18 protein-coding genes are annotated in these 18,538 nt (G+C 60.9%); 8 read left to right on the top strand and 10 right to left on the bottom strand.

The features are described 5' to 3' along the window. The first annotated feature begins 111 nt into the window (after window positions 1–111). Window positions 112–996, top strand: coding sequence for a 1-acylglycerol-3-phosphate O-acyltransferase, YihG family (yihG, locus tag OSC50_RS01090; protein ID WP_181080183.1), 885 nt, complete (start codon window positions 112–114; stop codon window positions 994–996). Here yihG and OSC50_RS01085 read toward each other — a convergent pair whose 3' ends face one another. After that, on the bottom strand, window positions 997–1,569 hold the full coding sequence (locus OSC50_RS01085; RefSeq protein ID WP_266247147.1) for a DUF2780 domain-containing protein: 573 nt from the start codon (window positions 1,567–1,569) through the stop codon (window positions 997–999). 136 nt (window positions 1,570–1,705) lie between these two features. Here OSC50_RS01085 and OSC50_RS01080 point away from each other — a divergent pair, with 136 nt between their 5' ends. Further along, entirely contained in the window at window positions 1,706–2,164 is a 459-nt protein-coding gene (locus tag OSC50_RS01080; RefSeq protein WP_181080181.1) for an anti-sigma factor domain-containing protein, read from the top strand. Window positions 2,165–2,237: 73 nt separating this feature from the next. Here the strand turns inward: OSC50_RS01080 and fdhA are convergent, their stop codons facing one another. The 8 genes from fdhA to OSC50_RS01040 all read right to left on the bottom strand — a co-directional run bounded on the left by fdhA (window position 2,238) and on the right by OSC50_RS01040 (window position 12,046). Further along, window positions 2,238–3,437, bottom strand: coding sequence for a formaldehyde dehydrogenase, glutathione-independent (gene fdhA, locus OSC50_RS01075; protein WP_005792122.1), 1,200 nt, complete (start codon window positions 3,435–3,437; stop codon window positions 2,238–2,240). A 121-nt stretch (window positions 3,438–3,558) separates the two neighbouring features. Next, window positions 3,559–4,416, bottom strand: coding sequence for a formyltetrahydrofolate deformylase (purU, locus tag OSC50_RS01070; RefSeq protein WP_253509643.1), 858 nt, complete (start codon window positions 4,414–4,416; stop codon window positions 3,559–3,561). 122 nt (window positions 4,417–4,538) lie between these two features. Continuing rightward, a complete protein-coding gene (locus OSC50_RS01065; RefSeq protein ID WP_266247152.1) occupies window positions 4,539–5,171 on the bottom strand; it encodes a sarcosine oxidase subunit gamma in 633 nt (210 codons plus the stop codon). A 133-nt stretch (window positions 5,172–5,304) separates the two neighbouring features. Further along, complete coding sequence (locus OSC50_RS01060) at window positions 5,305–8,322, bottom strand: sarcosine oxidase subunit alpha (RefSeq protein ID WP_181080177.1); 3,018 nt, start codon at window positions 8,320–8,322, stop codon at window positions 5,305–5,307. Further along, window positions 8,319–8,621 (bottom strand): sarcosine oxidase subunit delta, encoded by a 303-nt coding sequence (locus tag OSC50_RS01055; RefSeq protein WP_065885450.1) that lies wholly within the window; start codon window positions 8,619–8,621, stop codon window positions 8,319–8,321. Before OSC50_RS01055 ends, OSC50_RS01060 begins: the two co-directional genes overlap by 4 nt. A gap of 15 nt (window positions 8,622–8,636) precedes the next feature. Continuing rightward, window positions 8,637–9,887: a sarcosine oxidase subunit beta gene (locus OSC50_RS01050; protein WP_010207084.1), complete on the bottom strand. Its 1,251-nt coding sequence runs from the start codon at window positions 9,885–9,887 to the stop codon at window positions 8,637–8,639. Window positions 9,888–9,909: 22 nt separating this feature from the next. After that, window positions 9,910–11,163 (bottom strand): serine hydroxymethyltransferase, encoded by a 1,254-nt coding sequence (gene glyA, locus OSC50_RS01045; RefSeq protein ID WP_266247157.1) that lies wholly within the window; start codon window positions 11,161–11,163, stop codon window positions 9,910–9,912. Between the two features lie 154 nt (window positions 11,164–11,317). Continuing rightward, a complete protein-coding gene (locus OSC50_RS01040) occupies window positions 11,318–12,046 on the bottom strand; it encodes a TraX family protein (RefSeq protein WP_253509644.1) in 729 nt (242 codons plus the stop codon). Between the two features lie 90 nt (window positions 12,047–12,136). On the opposite strand from OSC50_RS01040, the gene OSC50_RS01035 reads away from it, so the two are divergent. Both OSC50_RS01035 and OSC50_RS01030 read left to right on the top strand, forming a co-directional pair. Further along, the gene (locus tag OSC50_RS01035) at window positions 12,137–13,177 is read left to right on the top strand and encodes a threonine aldolase family protein (RefSeq protein WP_253509645.1); all 1,041 of its coding nucleotides are present in this window, start codon (window positions 12,137–12,139) and stop codon (window positions 13,175–13,177) included. 182 nt (window positions 13,178–13,359) lie between these two features. Further along, window positions 13,360–13,560 carry a hypothetical protein gene (locus tag OSC50_RS01030; protein ID WP_181080173.1) on the top strand — a complete coding sequence of 67 codons (201 nt, stop codon included), beginning with the start codon at window positions 13,360–13,362 and terminating at the stop codon, window positions 13,558–13,560. Window positions 13,561–13,707: 147 nt separating this feature from the next. On the opposite strand, the gene gbcB is transcribed toward OSC50_RS01030, so the two are convergent. Then, window positions 13,708–14,808 (bottom strand): glycine betaine monooxygenase reductase subunit, encoded by a 1,101-nt coding sequence (gbcB, locus tag OSC50_RS01025; protein WP_181080731.1) that lies wholly within the window; start codon window positions 14,806–14,808, stop codon window positions 13,708–13,710. A 281-nt stretch (window positions 14,809–15,089) separates the two neighbouring features. On the opposite strand from gbcB, the gene gbca reads away from it, so the two are divergent. From gbca to OSC50_RS01005, 4 genes are all read left to right on the top strand, one after another. Beyond that, complete coding sequence (gene gbca, locus OSC50_RS01020) at window positions 15,090–16,385, top strand: glycine betaine monooxygenase oxygenase subunit (RefSeq protein WP_253509646.1); 1,296 nt, start codon at window positions 15,090–15,092, stop codon at window positions 16,383–16,385. Window positions 16,386–17,178: 793 nt separating this feature from the next. Continuing rightward, the gene (locus tag OSC50_RS01015; protein WP_266247163.1) at window positions 17,179–17,673 is read left to right on the top strand and encodes a prepilin-type N-terminal cleavage/methylation domain-containing protein; all 495 of its coding nucleotides are present in this window, start codon (window positions 17,179–17,181) and stop codon (window positions 17,671–17,673) included. Then, window positions 17,648–18,028 (top strand): type II secretion system protein, encoded by a 381-nt coding sequence (locus tag OSC50_RS01010; RefSeq protein WP_181080729.1) that lies wholly within the window; start codon window positions 17,648–17,650, stop codon window positions 18,026–18,028. Before OSC50_RS01015 ends, OSC50_RS01010 begins: the two co-directional genes overlap by 26 nt. Next, a complete protein-coding gene (locus tag OSC50_RS01005; RefSeq protein ID WP_266247166.1) occupies window positions 18,015–18,521 on the top strand; it encodes a type II secretion system protein in 507 nt (168 codons plus the stop codon). Before OSC50_RS01010 ends, OSC50_RS01005 begins: the two co-directional genes overlap by 14 nt. The last annotated feature ends 17 nt before the right edge of the window (window positions 18,522–18,538 follow it).

The following is an 18,538-nucleotide window of genomic DNA, read 5'->3' as shown; positions in this document are numbered from 1 at the left end:
GATTCTAGACCGCATAAGCGCTACTTAGTTAGATCCCCCGGCGTTTTGTGATTTGGCCTCTAGACTCAAGCTGCTTATCATGGCCCGCCCACACCCTGCCAAGAGTTGCTTATGCGCCGCCTGCTCACCGGCTGTCTGGTTACATTGCTGCTGTTACTCAATACGTTGGTCCTGATCGGGCCGCTGATGGTGTTTGCCCTGCTCAAGCTGGTGGCGCCCGGTCGTTATCGGGACTACATGTCCTGGGCGGTGATGTGGATCGCCGAGACCTGGGCCGAGATCGACAAGCTGATCTTCGCCCTGTGCATTCCAACGCAGTGGGACATTCGTGGCGGGGAGGATTTGCGCAGCGACACGTCGTACCTGGTCATCGGCAACCACCAGTCCTGGGTGGACATCCCGGCGCTGGTCCAGGCCCTCAACCGGCGTACGCCGTTCTTCAAGTTCTTCCTGAAAAAAGAGCTGATCTGGGTGCCCTTCCTGGGGCTGGCCTGGTGGGCGCTGGATTACCCGTTCATGAAGCGCTACACCAAGGCGTTCCTGGCCAGGCACCCGGAGCTGGCGGGCCAGGACTTGAAGATCACCAAACAGGCCTGTGAGCTGTTCAAGCGCCAGCCGGTAACGGTGGTCAATTACCTGGAAGGCACGCGCTTCAGCCAGGCCAAGCACGCGCAGCAGGCGTCACCGTTCAAGCGGTTGCTCAAGCCCAAGGCGGGCGGTGTGGCGTTTGTGCTGGCGGCGATGGGTGAACAGCTGGATGCGGTTCTCGACGTCACCGTGGTCTACCCGTCGCAGCACACTCCGGGGTTCTGGGACTTGATCAGCGGCGCGGTGCCGAAGGTGATCATCGATATCCAGACCCGCGAGCTGGACCCGGCGTTGTGGCAGGGAGATTACGAGAACGATCCGGCGTTTCGCCAGACCGTACAGAGCTGGGTCAACCAGCTCTGGGAAGAGAAAGACGCGCGCATCGAACACCTGCGCGCGCAGGGGTAATCAGCTGCCGGTACCCCAGGCCTGAGCCAGTTTGCCCAGCACCGAGCTGTTGGCGCCCTGGCTGCCCAGGAACTGCAGGATCACCGGGGCAAACTGGCCGACCATGCCGCTGTCCATGCCCAGGGCGCTGAACGCGGTGTTGAGGTCGTTGGTGTTCTTCACGCTACCCAAGAGGCCGTCGAGGCCGCTGGTCTTGCTGCCGCCGGTCTGGCCGAGCATCCCGCTCAAGGCTCCGAGGCTGCCCAGAGCATTGTTGCCCGACAACTGGTCAAGCCCGGGCACGCTCTGGCCCAACTGTGAGTAGTCTTTGCCGCTCAACTGGTTGCGCGCCAGGCCAAGCATGGCGCCGGTGCCGCCGATGGCTTGCTCCGGCGTGACGTTCAGTTGCGAGGTCAACGCGCTCAGCAGGTCGGCCGTCTCGGACGACGGTGCGGCAGCGGCGGCTTTGTTGTTGCCACCCTGCATACCGGAAATCGCATTGGCCGCGTCGCCCAGGCTGAAGCCTGCGGCGAATGCGGGCCCGGCAGCCAGCGTCATCAGGCAGGAAAGGGCGAAACCGCGTGAAATCTTCATTGGACCAACCTCGGGATATAAGGGCAAAAGCAGGCGTTGGACTGGGTAACCGGTCGGTTGTTCCAAGCCCTGGGAGGAACCGATCCAGCCAAAGCGGGTCCATGAACTGACTACAAAATTTGTCAGGAAGAGACTTATGACTGCGATCCAACCCCCAGTGATTGAGCACAAGCCTGCATTCTGGAGCCGCCCTCGCCTGTTCGTCGGCGCCTGTGTCGTGGTGGTTGCCGGCATCGGCGGCGCGATCTACACCCACGACAGCGTCAAATCCGCCGCCACCCTGGTGACCACCACCCAGCAGCCGGCCGCGCAGATCATGGCGCACAAGGATTACCTTGAAGTGCAACCCATCGCCGCCGCCGCGGCGGAGCCGGATAAGAGCCTGGAACTGTGGGCGATCCCCAAAGACGGCACCCCGATCTCCCTGGGCCTGTTGCCGGAGGACGGCAAAGGCATCATTGGCCTGAACCCACGTCAGCAAGCGTCCATCAGCAAACCGGTGGAGTTGATGGTGAGTTCGGAGACCAAAGGCGGTTCGGTGAGCAAGCAACCCACCGGCCCCACCGTCTATCAGGGCGCCCTGGCCAACCGCTGATATCCCAAATACCACAACCCGATGTGGGAGAGGCTTGCCCCCTCCCACATTCGGGTCTTCGTGTGATTGGGCCTTACGCCGCGCTGAACAACTTGTGCGGATCAATCACAAACTTCTTCGGCACGCCCGCATCGAACTCGCCGTACCCACGTGGCGCGTCGTCCAGGCTGATCACCTGCACGCCGACGATTTCGGCGATGTTGATGCGGTCCCACATGATCGCCTGCATCAGTTGGCGGTTGTACTTCATCACCGGGGTCTGGCCGGTGTGGAAGCTGTGAGACTTGGCCCAGCCCAGGCCGAAACGAATGCTCAGGCTGCCCATTTTCGCGGCGGCATCCACGGCACCTGGATCTTCGGTGACGTACAGGCCAGGGATACCGATTTTGCCGGCCACGCGCACCACGCCCATCAGTGAGTTGAGCACCGTGGCCGGGGCTTCGGCCTTGACGCCGTCATGGCCGTGGCCGCGTGCTTCAAAACCCACGCAGTCGACGGCGCAGTCCACTTCCGGCTCGCCGAGCAGCGCGGCGATCTGTTCATGCAACGGCGTATCGGTGGACAGGTCGACGATTTCAAAACCCTGGGCCTTGGCGTGGGCCAGGCGGATGGAGTTCACATCGCCGATGATCACCACCGCCGCGCCCAACAGCCGCGCAGAGGCAGCAGCGGCCAGGCCGACCGGGCCGGCACCGGCGATATAGACGGTGCTGCCAGGGCCAACACCAGCCGTGACGGCGCCGTGGTAGCCCGTCGGCAGAATGTCGGAGAGGCAGGTCAGGTCACGGATTTTCTCCATGGCCTTGTCGCGATCCGGCAGTTTGAGCAGGTTGAAGTCGGCATACGGCACCAGCACGTATTCGGCCTGGCCGCCGGTCCAGTCGCCCATGTCGACATAGCCGTAGGCGCCACCGGCACGGGCCGGGTTAACGGTGAGGCACACCCCGGTGTGTTGCTCTTTGCACGAACGGCAGCGGCCGCACGCTACGTTGAAAGGTACGGAAACCAGGTCGCCGATCTTCAGGTTTTCGACGTCGCTGCCCTTCTCGATCACTTCACCGGTGATTTCGTGACCGAGCACCAGACCGGTCTGGGCAGTGGTACGGCCGCGCACCATGTGTTGGTCGGAGCCGCAGATGTTGGTGGAGACCACGCGCAGGATGACGCCGTGCTCAATCTTCCTGCCACGGGGGTCCTGCATTTTGGGATAGTCGATTTTCTGTACTTCGACCTTGCCGTTGCCGAGATACACGACACCACGATTACCAGACATGTCAGTCACCTCTATATTTATCGTTGTTGAGAGAGTGGAGCGAGCTTCAAGCGGCAAGCTACCCGCCGCAAGAAGTGTGCAGTGCCGCTTTTTCCTGCGGCTTGAAGCTTGCAACTTGCCACTAAAGAACGACCGTCCTGTTAGCGTTCAAGAACACACGTTTTTCGATGTGATACCCAACGGCCCGGGCCAGCGTCAGCCCTTCAATATCGCGCCCCTTGGCAATCAAGTCCTCGGGATAGTGGCTGTGATCCACCACCTCCACGCCCTGGGCGATGATCGGGCCTTCGTCCAGGTCGTTGTTGATGTAATGCGCCGTGGCGCCCACCAGTTTGACGCCCTTGTTGTACGCCTGGTGATACGGCTTGGCACCCTTGAACCCCGGCAACAACGAGTGGTGAATGTTGATGGCCTTGCCATCGAGCTTGCGGCACAGCTCCGGCGACAGCACTTGCATATAACGCGCAAGAATCACCAGTTCAGCGCCGGTGTCTTCCACCACTTGCCACACCTGACGCTCCTGGGACGGTTTGTCGTTGGGGTCGAGGGGGAAATGGTAGTAGGGAATCTGATGCCAGTCGGCCAATGGCTTGAGATCGGGGTGGTTGGACACCACCGCCACCACGTCCATCGACAGTTGGCCGATGCGCTGGCGGTACAGCAGGTCGTTGAGGCAGTGATCGGCCTTGGAGACCATGATCACCACTTTTGGCCGGTAGTTCGGTGCCGTCAGCTCGAAGATCATGCCAAAGGCTTTACCGCGCGTGGCCAGGCCATCGCGGAAAGCCTGCTCGTCGAAATCGCCGGGCTGACGGAATTCAACGCGAATGAAAAACCGGCCCGAGAGGCGGTCATCGAACGAATGGTGCTCGGTGACGTAGCAGCCCTGCTCGAACAGGTAGCGGGTGACCGCGTCCACCGTGCCGAGCACGCTGGGGCAGTCGGCGGTCAAAATCCATGTATCGGGTGCGCGGCTCATGAGTCACTCCTCAGGCTGATCGTTCCCACGCTCTGCGTGGGAATGCATACCGGGACGTTCCACGTCCCAAAAGCGGACGCAGAGCGTCCATGGCGGCATTCCCACGCGGAGCGTGGGAACGATCATGCGACGACGCTCAGACCGAACTCGGCCGAGGCATCCTGCAACCACAACCACCAGTAATCCGAAAAACTGCGACGAATCACCAGTTCCCAGGTGTCTTCAGCGATATGGCGGATCACCAGTTGGGACTTGGCGAACACCGTGCCCACCGCCTTGCCCACCGGGAAGTTGTTGGGGTGGACGTCGTAGCTGGTGGACTTCATCAGCACGTCGCGTACGTTCGGGCCGCTCAGTTCAAGGATCTGCTGGCCGCCGCTGACATTGACGATCTGGATATGCAAATCAGCCAGAGCGGCACGCAGGTTCTGCTCGGCGGCGAACTCTTCACCGCTCGGCACGATCAGCAACCATTCATCCGGGCCGAGCCATTGCAGGCTGGTTTCGCCTTTGACGATCACCTGCAGGGCGCCCGGCAATTCGATGCCCAGAGCCTTGTGCACGCCGGCGGCAAAGGCCGCGTCATGGCCGTCACCACGGATCGTGAGATGGCCGAGCAGTTTCTTTTCACGCACGGTCACGCCGGCGTTCTTGCGACCCTTGCCGACCAGGCTGACGAGGTCGGCATGGTGCAGCGACGACTCGGCCTTGGCGCCGGAGGTGGGGCGTTGTTGGTAAACATTGGCTGCTGTCATAAAGCACCTGTGTCTTAAATTGATCGTTCCCAGGCTCTGCGTGGGAATGCCGCTTTGGACGCTCTGCGTCCGCTCTTGGGACGCAGAGCGTCCCGGGATGCATTCCCACGCGGAGCGTGGGAACGATCAGGTGTCAAATGTTCTGGCGATCGCCTTTCGGGTCAAAGAACACCGAAGACACAATCTCCGCTTCGATCACGCTGCCATCGGCCTGAGGCGAGAACACCCGTTCGCCGATGCGCTTCAAGCCGCCTTTCACCACGCCCATGGCAAACGAATAACCCAGGGAGTTGTGCGCATAACTTGAGGTGACGTGACCGACCATCTTCATCGGGATCGTCTGCTTCGGATCGAGCACCAGTTGCGCGCCTTCCGGCAGCCATACCTTCGGATCGATCGGCTTGAGGCCCACCAGTTGCTTGCGCTCTTCACGCACGCAGTCTTCACGGTTCATCCCGCGCCAGCCGATCCACGAGAACGGCTTGGTACGGCCAACGCACCAGCCCATGTTCAGGTCGTCGGGGGTCATCGAGCCGTCGGTGTCCTGGCCGACGATGATGAAGCCCTTCTCGGCCCGCAGTACGTGCATGGTCTCGGTGCCGTACGGGGTCAGGTTGTACTTCTTGCCAGCGGCGACGATCTGTTCCAGTACGCCCATGGCGTAGTCGGCCTGCACGTTGACCTCATACGACAGCTCACCGGTAAACGAGATACGGAACACCCGCGCCGGTACGCCGCCCACCAACCCTTCTTTCCAGGTCATGAACGGGAAGCCGTCCTTGTCCAGGTCGATGTCGGTGACTTCCGCCAGCAGCTTGCGGCTGTTGGGGCCGGACAGGGTCATGGTTGCCCAATGGTCAGTGACCGAGGTGAAGTACACCTTGAGGTCCGGCCATTCGGTCTGTTGGTAGATTTCCAGCCACTGCAGTACGCGGGCGGCGCCGCCGGTGGTGGTGGTCATCAGGAAGTGGTTGTCAGCCAGGCACGCGGTCACACCGTCGTCGAAGACCATGCCGTCTTCCTTGCACATCAGGCCGTAGCGCGCCTTGCCCACGTCAAGCTTGGTCCAGGCGTTGGTGTAGATGCGGTTGAGGAACTCACGGGCATCCGGGCCTTGAATGTCGATCTTGCCGAGGGTGGACGCATCCAGCAGGCCGACGCTGTCGCGCACGGCTAGGCATTCGCGCTTCACCGCAGCGTGCAGGTCTTCACCGTTGCGCGGGAAGTACCACGGGCGTTTCCACTGGCCGACGTCTTCAAACTCGGCGCCGTTCTTCACGTGCCAGGCGTGCAGCGCGGTGTAGCGCACCGGTTCGAAGATATGCCCACAGTGCCGGCCCGCTACGGCGCCGAAGGTCACCGGCGTGTAGTTGGGACGGAACATGGTGGTGCCCATCTGCGGGATGGTCACATTCAGCGAGCGCGCGGCAATCGCCAGGCCGTTGACGTTACCCAGCTTGCCCTGGTCGGTGCCAAAGCCCAGCGCGGTGTAGCGCTTGACGTGCTCGACCGACTCGAAGCCTTCGCGGGTGGCCAGTTCGATGGCGGCAGCGGTGACGTCGTTCTGCAGGTCGACGAATTGCTTCGGCGCCCGTGCGGTCGGCTTGTCGTGCGGCACTTGGTAAACGGCCAGTGTTGGCTCTTCCAGACGGCTCAAGGCCTTTGGCAGGGTGCCTTCCACCGGGGCAAAACCGGCTTCGCTGGCGGCGCGCACGCCGCCTTCAAAACCATCGGCCAGGGAATCGCCGAGGCCGTAGACGCCGTTGATACCACCGACGCACACGCGTTTCTGCGGCGCTTCGCCCGGTACAAAACCGAGAATGTCTTCACGCCAGGTCGGCTTGCCGCCCAGGTGCGAGGCCAGGTGAACCACCGGGCTGTAGCCGCCGGAGCTGGCCACCAGGTCGCAGTCCAGCCACTCGCCGGGGCTGGTGACTTTATGCGCCTTGACGTCAATCGCGGCGACACGCGCAGCGGTCACGCGCTTGGTGCCACGGGCTTCGACTACAGCGCTGCCGGTGAGGATGCGAATACCTTTGGCGCGGGCTTCCTCCACCAGCGCGCCGCGTGGGTTGTGGCGCACATCAGCGACCGCCACCACTTGCAGGCCCGCATCCAGCCAGTCCAATGCAACGCGGTAGGCGTGGTCGTTGTTGGTCGACAGCACCAGTTTTTTACCTGGCGCCACACCGTAGCGGCGCACGTAGGTGGAAACCGCACCAGCGAGCATGTTGCCCGGCACGTCGTTGTTGCCGTACACCAGCGGACGCTCGCACGCACCGGTGGCCAGCACCACGCGCTTGGCACGTACACGGTGGATACGCTGACGCACCACGCCGATGGGCGCGCGGTCACCGAGGTGGTCGGTCAGGCGCTCGTGAATGGTCAGGAAGTTATGGTCGTGGTAGCCGTTGACGGTGGCGCGGGGCAGCAGCACCACGTCCGGCAGGGCTTTCAATTCGGCAATAACGCTGGCCACCCATTCAGTGGCCGGTTTGCCGTCCAGGCTTTCGCGCGAATCGAGCAGCGAACCACCGAACTCTTCCTGCTCATCGGCCAGGATCACGCGGGCACCGCTGCGCGCCGCCGCCAGTGCGGCGGCGAGACCCGCAGGGCCGGCGCCGACCACCAGCACGTCGCAGTGTCGGTTGAAGTTGTCGTAGGTGTCCGGATCGTTCTCGGTCGGCGAGCGACCAAGGCCGGCAGCCTTGCGGATGTACTTCTCGTAGGTCATCCAGAACGATTGCGGGTACATGAAGGTTTTGTAGTAGAAGCCCGGTGGCATCAGCTTGCCGCCGACCTTGCCGAGGATGCCCATCATGTCGTTGTTGACGCTCGGCCAGCCGTTGGTGCTGGTGGCAACCAACCCTTGGTACAGCGCCTGTTGCGTAGCGCGCACGTTAGGGATTTGCGTGGCCTCGGTAGCGCCGATCTGCAGCACGGCGTTCGGCTCTTCGGCGCCGGCGGCGTAGATACCCCGTGGACGCGAGTACTTGAAGCTGCGGCCGATGATATCGACGCCGTTGGCCAGCAAAGCAGCGGCCAGGGTGTCGCCCTCGAAGCCTTTGTAGCTCTGGCCGTTGAAGCTGAAGGTCAGGACTTTATTACGGTCGATCCGGCCACCGTTGGACAGGCGATTGATCTGGCTCATACCTTCTCTCCAGAGGCCTTGGCGGTGAACTGAGGCTTCTCACCGATCTTGTAGGTTTCAAGAATTTCGTAGGTCACGGTGTCGCGGGTCGCGTTGAAGTACTGGCGGCAACCGGCGGCGTGAATCCACAGTTCGTGGTGCAGGCCACGCGGGTTGTCGCGGAAGAACATGTAGTCGCCCCACTCTGCGTCGGTGCAGGCATTCGGGTCCAGCGGGCGCGGGATGTGCGCTTGGCCGGATGCATGGAATTCCTCTTCGGAGCGCAGTTCGCCACAGTGAGGACAGAAGATATGCAACATAGGGAATTTCTCCTGTTAGTGGGCGACGGCCGCGGCGCCGTGTTCGTCGATCAACGCACCGTTGTGGAAACGGTCGATGGAGAAAGGTGCGGCCAACGGGTGCATTTCACCCTTGGCGAGGCTCGCGGCAAATACGTTGCCTGAGCCCGGCGTGGCCTTGAAGCCACCGGTGCCCCAACCGCAGTTGAAGAACATGTTCGGTACCGGGGTCTTGGAGATGATCGGGCACGCATCCGGCGTGGTGTCGACGATGCCGCCCCACTGGCGGTTCATGCGCACGCGCGACAGCACCGGGAACATCTCGACGATGGCCTGGATGGTGTGCTCGATCACCGGGTACGAACCACGCTGGCCGTAGCCGTTGTAGCCGTCGATACCGGCGCCGATCACCAGGTCGCCCTTGTCGGACTGGCTGATGTAACCGTGCACGGCGTTGGACATGATCACACTGTCGATAATCGGCTTGATCGGCTCCGACACCAGTGCTTGCAGTGGGTGGGATTCGATCGGCAGGCGGAAACCGGCGAGCGAAGCCATGTGACCGGAGTTACCGGCAGTCACTACACCGACGCGCTTGGCGCCGATAAAGCCCTTGTTGGTTTCCACACCGATGCACACGCCATTTTCCTTACGGAAGCCGATCACTTCGGTCTGCTGGATCAAGTCCACGCCAAGTGCGTCGGCGGCGCGGGCAAAGCCCCAGGCCACGGCATCGTGACGGGCCACGCCGCCGCGCCGTTGCACGGTGGCGCCGAGCACCGGGTAGCGGGTGTTTTTCGAGCAATCCAGGTACGGAATTTCGTCCGCAACCTGCTTGGCGTTGAGCAGTTCGCCGTCCACACCGTTGAGACGGTTGGCGCTGACGCGACGCTCGGAGTCACGGATGTCCTGCAGGGTGTGGCACAGGTTGTAGACGCCACGCTGGGAGAACATCACGTTGTAGTTCAGGTCCTGGGACAGGCCTTCCCACAGTTTCATCGCGTGTTCGTACAGGTGCGCCGACTCGTCCCACAGGTAGTTGGAACGCACGATGGTGGTGTTGCGCGCGGTGTTACCGCCGCCCAGCCAGCCTTTTTCAACCACGGCCACGTTGGTGATGCCGTGCTCTTTGGCCAGGTAGTAGGCAGTCGCCAGACCATGCCCGCCGCCGCCGACGATGACCACGTCGTAGACCTTTTTCGGGGTCGGCGTGCGCCACATCTTCTGCCAGTTTTCGTGGTGGCTGAGTGAGTGCTTGAAGAGGCCGAAGCCCGAGTAGCGTTGCATAGTCATTACTCCAAAACCGCGCTCAGCGATAAACCGGGAAATCAGCGCACAGGGCAGACACGTGCTTGGCCACGTTGGCCTCGACATCGGCGTCGCCGAGGTTGTCGAGGATGTCGCAGATCCAGCCGGCCAGCTCGATGCACTGCGGCACTTTGAAACCACGCGTGGTCACCGCCGGGGTGCCGATGCGCAGGCCCGAGGTCACGAACGGCGACTGCGGGTCATTCGGCACCGCGTTCTTGTTGACGGTGATGTGGGCGCGACCGAGAGCGGCATCCGCCTCTTTGCCGGTCAGGCCCTGACGGATCAGGCTGACCAGGAACAGGTGGTTGTCGGTGCCGCCGGACACTACATCGTAGCCGCGCTTGATAAACACGCTGGCCATGGCCTGGGCGTTGTCGATCACTTGCTGCTGATAGGCCTTGAAGCCGGGCTCCAGCGCTTCCTTGAAGCACACGGCTTTGCCGGCGATGACGTGCATCAGCGGGCCGCCCTGGGCACCGGGGAAGACGGCGGCGTTGAGTTTCTTCTCGATCTCTTCGTTGGCCTTGGCCAGGATCAGGCCGCCACGCGGACCGCGCAGGGTCTTGTGGGTGGTGGTGGTGACCACATCGGCGTACGGCAGCGGGTTCGGGTACAACCCGGCGGCGACCAGGCCGGCGACGTGGGCCATGTCGACGAACAGCAGTGCGCCTACTTTGTCGGCGATCTGACGGAAGCGTGGGAAATCCAGGGTCTTGGAGTAGGCGGAGAAACCGGCCACCACCATCTTCGGCTTGTGTTCCACCGCCAGGCGCTCGACTTCGTCGTAGTCGATCAGGCCGGTGTCGGTATTGATGCCGTACTGCACCGCGTTGTACAGCTTGCCCGAGGACGACACCTTGGCGCCGTGGGTCAAGTGACCGCCGTGGGCCAGGCTCATGCCGAGGATGGTGTCGCCGGCATTGATCAGCGCCAGGTACACCGCGCTGTTGGCGGACGAACCGGAGTGCGGCTGTACGTTGGCGTAATCGGCGCCGAACAGTTGCTTGGCGCGTTCGATGGCCAGGGCCTCGACTTTATCCACATGCTCGCAGCCGCCGTAGTAGCGCTTGCCTGGGTAGCCTTCGGCGTACTTGTTGGTGAGGCCGCTGCCTTGTGCTTGCATCACACGCTTGCTGGTGTAGTTCTCTGACGCGATCAGCTCGATATGATCTTCCTGGCGCTGCTCCTCGGCATTCATCGAGGCCAGCAGTGCGTCGTCATATCCCTGGATCTGGTCTTGTTTGCTGAACATCGCGTCTCTCCCAGCCTTTCGTCTTGTTAAGGCCCTCGCAGGGCCCTTTGATGCGATGGTAGGGCTGGTGCAGACAGGTCAAATGCCTGCGCACGCCACGCAAAGGTGCGTTTACGACATTGTTCAAACAACACGGAGTAAATGTGGGAGGGGGTTAGGCAATGATGTGGCGCAGGAGCAGCAGCAGGAGGAAGTGCATGGGATACAGGGCGTAGGCCCAGCGGCGCATTGCTGGCGGCGAGGTGCGGTGGGCATGTCGCAATAAGACTAAGCCCGCCCATGGCGCAATCAGGCACGCGACCAACCCCAACAGCGCCACCGCTGTGCCGCTATTGAGCAGGATCTGCCATTGATTGGCGGCCACGCAGACCAATCCTGGCAACACACTGAAATACCAGGGCAGGCGAAACACCAGCAACATCGCCAGCGGCAGCAATACGCCAAAAAAACCGAACATCAGCTGACTGGAGAACACCGCCGCCAAGGCAAGGGCAATCAGCGCCAATCCTCGATCAATGGTGGTCTTCTGCTGCCATCCTCGTGCAACCAGCAGGCCCAGTGCGAGGGTGGGTAGCACGTTCAACGTATCGGCATCCTCGATAAACAAGCGATACGGCACTTCGCTGATCACACTGAACAGCAGCAACCACCCCAGGTAGCGCCATTGACCGCTTACCGGCGCGTTTCGGACCCGATGCAGGTTCGCCGCAATCGCCAGGCAAAACCACGGAAACGCCAGACGCCCCGGCACATACAGGCCATCCAGGCTCAAACCGACATAACGCAGGTGGTCGAGCACCATGCTCAGCAGCGCCAGCCACTTGAGCAGGTCCAGGGCGCCGTCTCGGACGGGTCCGACAGGCAAGGCGTGAGCGCTGTGCATAAATCCCCAATGACTTTGCATTTACAGAGCGTGCGCGCGCCCAACAATCTTGGTTACAGTGCGCACCAACATCGACCACAGGAACGGGCCATGACCGACAAGAGCCAACAATTCGCCAGTGACAACTATTCCGGCATCTGCCCGGAAGCCTGGGCCGCCATGGAACAAGCCAATCACGGCCACCAGCGCGCCTATGGCGATGATGAATGGACCCACCGCGCCGCCGACGGTTTCCGCAACCTGTTCGAAACCGACTGCGAAGTGTTCTTCGCCTTCAACGGCACCGCCGCCAACTCACTGGCGCTGTCGTCTTTGTGCCAGAGCTACCATAGCGTGATCTGCTCGGAAACCGCCCACGTCGAAACCGATGAATGCGGCGCGCCGGAGTTTTTCTCCAACGGCTCCAAGCTGCTCACCGCACGTACCGAAAACGGCAAGCTGACCCCGGAATCGATCCGCGAGATCGCCCTCAAGCGACAGGACATCCACTACCCCAAACCGCGTGTGGTCACCCTGACCCAGGCCACTGAAGTCGGCAGCGTGTACACCCCCGAAGAAATCCGCGCCATCAGCGCCACCTGCAAGGAACTGGGTCTGAACCTGCACATGGATGGCGCGCGCTTCGCCAACGCCTGTGCGTTCCTCGGCTGCTCGCCGGCCGATCTGACCTGGAAAGCCGGGGTGGACGTGTTGTGCTTTGGCGGCACCAAGAACGGCATGGCTGTGGGTGAAGCGATCCTGTTCTTCAACCACAAGCTCGCCGAAGACTTCGATTACCGCTGCAAACAGGCGGGTCAGTTGGCCTCGAAAATGCGCTTCTTGTCCGCCCCCTGGGTGGGCCTGCTGGAAAACGACGCCTGGCTCAAGCACGCACGCCACGCCAACCATTGCGCGCAACTGCTGAGCAGCCTGGTGGCCGATATTCCCGGCGTCGAACTGATGTTCCCCGTGCAGGCCAATGGCGTGTTCCTGCAGCTTTCGGAACCCGCCATCGCCGCACTGACGGGAAAAGGCTGGCGCTTCTACACCTTCATCGGCAAAGGTGGGGCGCGCTTTATGTGTGCGTGGGATACCGAAGAGGAACGCGTAAGAGAACTGGCTGCGGATATCAGGGAAGTGATGAACGCCTGAGCCTGGCGAATACTGGCGCAATGCCGAGTCTGTTATCTGGTATTTCCGACAGCAGCGCGCTGGGGTTTCATTGGCTAGCCTCTTGGAACCCGCAAGGAAACGGTCGCTGCAGCGGCCGAGCTTTCGGGCACAACCGCCCGCCGACAATCGGCTGGAAACGGAAATCCAGAAGAGGTTTGATCATGGAATATCAAAGCAACGGCAATATGCTCAAAAGCGACGGCAGTGTCAGCACCACGGTGATCGACTGGGATGAGTTCAGAAAGACCGCCCAAATCGGCGACACCATCCGCGAGCCGTCGAGGACGTTGAGGATCTATGACAAAGTCTATGAATTGACAGCATCAGGTCAGCACTTCGTAGTCCACCTCTACGCCCAGTAACCTTCTGACCATTCCCACGCTCAGCGTGGGAATGCCTCCCCGGACGCTCCGCGTCCCGCCAAGCACGCAAGGCTCGAACCTTGTGCATCTTGTGACGCAGAGCGTCACGGGCTGCATTCCCACGTGGAGCGTGGGAACGATCTATCGTCAGAACTCGATACGCACATCACCCTTCGGCACGCTGCAGCACGACAGGATGTAGCCTTCGGCCTCGTCTTCCTCGGTAATCCCGCCGTTGTGCTCCATCTCTACTTCCCCGCCCAGCTTCATCACCTTGCACGTACCGCAGATACCCATGCCGCAGGCCTTGGGGATCATCAGGCCAAGCTTGGCGGCGGCCGCGTGCACGGTTTCGCCCGGCGCCACGCGGATGCTTTTGCCCGAGGCGATGAACTCCACCTGGTGCAGATCCGCCAGGTCAACTTCCGGCGCGTCGGCAGCTTGTTCAGCTTGCTCCACGGCGTCGGCCCGCGCTTCGGGTGGCGTGGCGCCGAAAGACTCCTCGTGGTAGCGCGTCATGTCGAAACCGGCCGCCTCCAGCAGGCGTTTCACCGCGCTCATGTACGGTGTGGGGCCGCAGCAGAACACTTCGCGCTCGAGGAAGTCTGGCACCATCAACTCAAGCATCTTGTGGTTCAGGTAGCCGCGATACCCGGCCCAGGGCTCGCCCAGGCCATGCTTCTCGCAGATCAGGTGCAGGCTGAAGTTGTCGATCCGCGATGCCATGTGCTCCAGCTCGCGGTGATAAATGATGTCTTTGGGCGAGCGGGCGCTGTGGACAAACGTCATGTCGACATTGGCGTTGGTGTCGTAGAACCAGCGCGCCATCGACATCACCGGCGTAATACCCACACCTCCGCTGAGGTACAGCACCTTCGGGCTCGGGTAATCGATGGCGTTGAACAGCCCGACCGGCCCATGCACTGCCAGCTCCTGGCCTTCATGCAACGTGTCGTGCAGCCAGTTGGACACCTTGCCGCCCGGCACGCGCTTGATGGTCACCGAAAAGCTGTAGGGCACCGACGGCGAGCTGGAGATGGTGTACGAACGCATGATCGGCTGGCCTTCGATTTCCAGCTCCAGGGTCACGAACTGCCCCGGCTTGAAAAAGAACAGGATCGGCTGGTCGGCCATGAAACAAAAGGTGCGCACATCCCAGGTTTCCTGGATGACTTTGACGCAACGGACGATGTGCCGACCATTGGCCCAGGTCTGGGTGGTTACCGGATTCAGGAAATTATTGGACATGTTGTTCTCCACCGCCGACGTCGGCCTTATGGTGGCGATTCTGCGTAACGCGAGAACCGCCCATTTACCTATCTGCGACATTCACATACTTATCGCGACCAGCCCCCATACCACGGGGCTTGCGCGTCGGGATCAGAGTGGGCCATGTCGCTCATGGATAAGGTTCGGCACATCAGCAGCCCCACACTCGCTCCCAACAACGACGCTTTGTTTACGCCTTGCTGCACACCTGATCAGCCACTATTCGCCGGCCACACAGAATGGCCATGAGGACACACACGATGGACGTCACCGCAACCCTGAGCTTGGGCGATCCGCTGGAACCCGCACGCAAGGCCACCGCGCAAATGCTGCAAGAGCGCGAGCGCACGTTTTCGCTGCCGCAGCCGTTCTACTCTGATGAACGGCTGTTCGAAATCGACATGCAGGAGATCTTCCAGAAAGAGTGGCTGATCGCCGGCATGACCTGCGAGATTCCCACCAAAGGCAACTACCTGACCCTGCAGGTGGGCAAGAACCCAATCATCGTGATCCGTGGCGCCGAGGGCGTGGTGCATGCGTTCCATAACGTGTGTCGCCACCGTGGCTCGCGCCTGTGCACCAGCGACAAAGGCAAGGTGGCCAAATTGGTCTGCCACTACCACCAGTGGACCTACGAACTGGACGGTCGCCTGCTGTTCGCCGGCACCGAGATGGGCGCCGACTTCGACATGAAGCAGTACGGCCTCAAGCCCGTGAACGTGAAGACCGCCGGCGGCTACATCTTCATCAGCCTGGCCGAGAACCCGCCGGCCATCGATGACTTCCTGTCGACGCTGAACCACTACATGGAACCCTACGACATGGAGAACACCAAGGTGGCGGTGCAGACCACCTTGATGGAAAAGGCCAACTGGAAACTGGTGCTGGAAAACAACCGCGAGTGCTACCACTGCAACGCGTCGCACCCGGAGCTGTTGAAAACCCTGTTGGAATGGGACGACGTCACCGACCCACGCGCCGACCAGGCCTTCAAGGACCACGTGGCCGCTTCCGCTGCCGCCTGGGATGCCGAGAAGATCCCTTATGCCCACGCCAGCTTCGGCCTGCGTAACCGTATCGTGCGCATGCCGCTGCTCAAGGGCACGGTGTCGATGACCCTGGACGGCAAGCAGGGCTGCGCCAAGTTGATGGGCCGCATCAAAAACCCTGATCTGGGCTCGATGCGCATCCTGCACCTGCCGCACTCGTGGAACCATTGCATGGGCGATCACATCATCGTGTTCACGGTGTGGCCGATCAGCGCCCAGGAAACCATGGTGACCACCAAGTGGCTGGTGCATAAGGACGCCGTGGAAGGTGTGGACTACGACGTGGAGCGCATGCGCCAGGTGTGGGACGCCACCAATGATCAGGACCGTCGCCTGGCCGAAGAGAACCAGCGCGGCATCAACTCCACCGCCTACCAGCCGGGGCCTTACTCCAAGACCTATGAGTTCGGCGTGGTGAACTTCGTGGACTGGTACAGCGAGCGCATGCTGAACAACCTCGGCGCAGCCCCAGCCCCTTACCTCAAAGGCGTGGCTGCACACGAATAACCGATACCCATAGCTCAAAAAAACAGATGGGAGGGGCTTACCCCTCCCACATTTGATCCTCACACTGCTCAACATTTGATCATATCTCTCGCAGGCCACTGCCAGCCTGCCCTGCAGCCTTTACCCAACAACTTATCCACAAACCCACCCACAGCAATTGTGGGCAACTGCGCTAGCCGGCCAAAATTAACTGAAGAAAATCCGTGACTTATTCAAGTTGACGGCTCACTCAATATATTGATCATTTATTAATCACAAGCCTATAAGCCACGTAAACCGTGACCTGTAGCGGTGCGCAAACACCTTATCCACAGAACCGCCAACAGACTTTGGGGGCAACTTCTACCAGGCTGTGGAAAACCGAGCACAACCTTCATAACGCGAGGGTTTCAGCGCCATTCTTTGGTTTAAGCGGCGATTTGATCAATAAACAACCAAACGATTAAGAACCCCGTTTTATAAGGCCTGTAGCGGATAGCGAACATCTTATCCACAGAAGCGCCAACAGACTTTGGGGGCAAGTCCAACCGATGCCTGACCTTTATCCACACGGAAAAGCACCAAAAAACCGTGACTTAGCTTGATCAATTTTCGTACAGGAGCCTGTAGCCCTCGATTGACGAGGCTTGTGGGCACCCACGAACACCTTATCCACAGCTGCGCTCACAGCGTTTGTGGGTAACTGCATACCTGTACAAAAAACACACTGCATCTACACTCACCTTTGCAGTCAATTCCATGGCCTGGGTTAACGCGGAAGTCCTTGGCAGCCTGATCGGGAGGTAGAACGGTGATGTGGCAGGGCACGCCCAGCCATCACTGCGCCAAAGGTTTTACGCTGATTGAATTACTACTGACGCTGGCCTTGCTGGCCACGCTGGCGACAGTGGCTTATCCGCTGACAGCATTGATGGGTAAACGCGACCGAGAACTCGACTTGCAACGTTCGTTGCGAGAGATACGCCGCGCCATTGATTCCTACAAAGAAGCCAGTGACGACGGACGCATCGAGAAGAGCGTCACCGACAGTGGTTACCCGCCCTCCTTGCGGATATTGGTCGACGGCGTCACCGACAAAACCAACCTGCAGGGCAACAAACTCTATTTTCTGCGGCGCATTCCTCGGGACCCTCTTTGCGAGTGCCCCGAACTTGCGCCGGAAAAGATCTGGCAACTGCGCAGTTACAAGAGCACCGCCGACAACCCACAAGAGGGAGAAGATGTATTCGACGTTTCATCCCGCAGCCCACGGGAGAGTTTGAATGGAACGTTATACAGCCAGTGGTGAGCGCGGTTTTACCTTGATCGAATTGCTGGTGGTGATGGCAATCATCGCCACACTCATGACGCTGGTCACGCCACAATATTTTCGCCAGCACGCCAAGGCCCAGGAGACCGTGCTGCGCCATAACCTCTCCACCATTCGCCAGGCACTGGATCAATACCGTGAAGACCACGGTGAAAACCCCGCCTCCCTGCAAGCCCTGGTGGACCGCCGTTACCTGCGTGAAATCCCCCTGGACCCGCTGACCGGCAAGCGCGACACCTGGCAACTGCAGCCCTCCGACGAACAAGGCCTGGGCGACGTACGCAGCGGCGCGCCCGGCACCGCCAATGACGGGAGCGCCTATGCCGACTGGTAAACAGCACCAGCAAGGCTCGGTGTTCATGGGCATGTTGGTGACCGTGGCCGTAGTGGCCGTGATGCTGATGGAAGTGGGCACGCTGTGGTCCAGCGTGCTGCAGCGCGAACGCGAGCTGGAACTGCTGGCGCGCGGCAATGAAATCCGACGGGCCATCGGCTTGTACTATGCGGCCGGCAACACCTTTCCCAAATCACTTGAAGATCTGGTCCTCGACCGCCGCCAACCGACCATCAAGCGCTATCTGCGCCGGGTCTACACCGACCCGCTGACCGGCACCACCGATTGGGGCGTGGTCGCGGGTCCGGGCGAAACCATCATGGGCGTATTCAGCCAGGCCGAAGGCACACCGTTCAAACAAGGCAACTTTTCTGTCATTAACCAACGTTTTACAGGGCAAGGCAGTTATCAAGGGTGGGTGTTTCTGTATGGCTCTGTACAGAGTAACCCTGCAACCCGCACCGCTCCCATGGGAGATCAGCTGACTCAATGACTTAACGACGTAAACAC

This window comes from Pseudomonas quebecensis (genome assembly GCF_026410085.1).
GTDB classification, from domain to species: domain Bacteria; phylum Pseudomonadota; class Gammaproteobacteria; order Pseudomonadales; family Pseudomonadaceae; genus Aquipseudomonas; species Aquipseudomonas quebecensis.
This window is presented reverse-complemented; position numbering and strand designations above follow the sequence as displayed.